The organism is Streptomyces sp. NPDC001027, assembly GCF_040299045.1.
Classification (GTDB): domain Bacteria; phylum Actinomycetota; class Actinomycetes; order Streptomycetales; family Streptomycetaceae; genus Streptomyces.
This window is the reverse complement of sequence record NZ_JBEPBI010000567.1, coordinates 1-1,508: the sequence shown is the minus strand read 5'-3', so window position 1 is coordinate 1,508 and position 1,508 is coordinate 1. Positions and strand designations below refer to the sequence as shown.

Genomic DNA, 1,508 nt, shown 5'->3' with positions numbered 1-1,508 from the left:
CCGAAGACGTCGACGGCCGCGGCGAGTTCACGCAGCAGCCGCAGCGTCTCGTCGGTGACGAGATGCTTGGAGTAGTCGATGCGCAGATCGCCGACGCGCACCACGTACCGCTCGGCGCGCTGCGGGTCCGCGGCGAACAGCTCCCGCAGGCTCGCCTGCCGTCCGGCGCGGTGGTCCTGGAGCGCGGTCCACTCGGGCCGCCGGTCGGGACGTGGGGTCTCAGACATGAGCAGGGGTCTCCTTGGTGCCCTCGCCCCGCAGGGCGACGGCGTACATCTCGTCCGCGTCGAGGCGCCTGAGCTCCTCGGCGATGAGTTCTGAGGTGGTGCGGACCTTCAGCGCGAGGGTGCGCGAGGGCTGGCCGGGCAGGGTGAGCGTGGCCAGCGGCCCCTCGGGGCGGTCGATGACGATGTCGCCGTCCGCGGTGCCGAGCCGCACGGCCGTCACCACCGGGCCGTCGGTGACGACACGGTCGATCGTGACCTTCAGCCGCGCCTCCAGCCAGCGGGCCAGCAGCTCCGCCGCGGGATTGTCGGCTTCGGCCTCGACGGCGCCCGAGACGATCGGCACCCGGGCCTGGTCCAGGGCCGCCGCCAGCATCGAGCGCCACGGGGTGAGGCGGGTCCAGGCGAGGTCGGTGTCGCCGGGGGCGTAGGAGCGGATCCGCGTCTCCAGGGCCTGCAGCGGGTTCTCCACCGCGTAGAGGTCGGTGATCCTGCGCTGGGCCAGCGCGCCCAGCGGATCCTTCGACGGGTTCTGCGGCGCGTCGACGGGCCACCACACCACGACCGGCGCGTCCGGCAGCAGCAGCGGCAGGACCACGGAGTCGGCGTGGTCGGACACCTCGCCGTAGGTGCGCAGCACGACCGTCTCGCCGGTGCCGGCCTCGGAGCCGACGCGGACCTCGGCGTCCAGCCGGGACCGGGTGCGCTCGCGCGGGGTGCGGGCGTGCCGCTTGATGACGACGAGGGTGCGCGAGGGGTGCTCGTGGGAGGCCTCCTCGGCCGCCTTGATGGCGTCGTAGGCGTTCTCCTCGTCCGTGACGATCACCATCGTCAGGACCATGCCCACGGCCGGTGTGCCGATCGCGCGGCGGCCCTTCACCAGCGCCTTGTTGATCTTGCTTGCAGTGGTGTCCGTCAGGTCGATCTTCATGGCCTGCGCCAGCTCCGTCCGTCTCGTGCGAGCATCTCGTCGGCTTCCTCGGGTCCCCAGCTGCCCGAGGGGTACTGCGCGGGCCTGCCGTGCCGTGCCCAGTACTCCTCGATCGGGTCGAGGATCTTCCAGGACTCTTCCACTTCCTGGTGGCGCGGGAACAGGTTGGCGTCGCCGAGCAGCACGTCCAGGATGAGGCGCTCGTACGCCTCGGGGGAGGACTCGGTGAAGGACTCGCCGTAGGCGAAGTCCATCGTGACGTCCCGGATCTCCATGGAGGTGCCGGGCACCTTGGAGCCGAAGCGGACCGTGATCCCCTCGTCCGGCTGGACGCGGATGACGATGGCGTTCGC

General features: G+C 71.6%; 1 protein-coding gene and 2 pseudogenes. All 3 read right to left on the bottom strand.

Translation table 11 applies throughout. The features are described 5' to 3' along the window. Positions 1-227, bottom strand: a pseudogene (locus ABT300_RS43950) (glucose-6-phosphate isomerase); the annotation flags it as partial. Next, entirely contained in the window at positions 220-1,155 is a 936-nt protein-coding gene (opcA, locus tag ABT300_RS43945) for a glucose-6-phosphate dehydrogenase assembly protein OpcA (protein ID WP_351688757.1), read from the bottom strand. The gene opcA and the pseudogene ABT300_RS43950, both read right to left, overlap by 8 nt. Next, a pseudogene (locus tag ABT300_RS43940) lies at positions 1,152-1,508 on the bottom strand (glucose-6-phosphate dehydrogenase); the annotation flags it as partial. The pseudogene ABT300_RS43940 and the gene opcA, both read right to left, overlap by 4 nt.

Bases quoted from the DNA above. Each gene is read 5' to 3' on its own strand.
- opcA (WP_351688757.1), bottom strand. From the start codon at position 1,155: ATGAAGATCGACCTGACGGACACCACTGCAAGCAAGATCAACAAGGCG.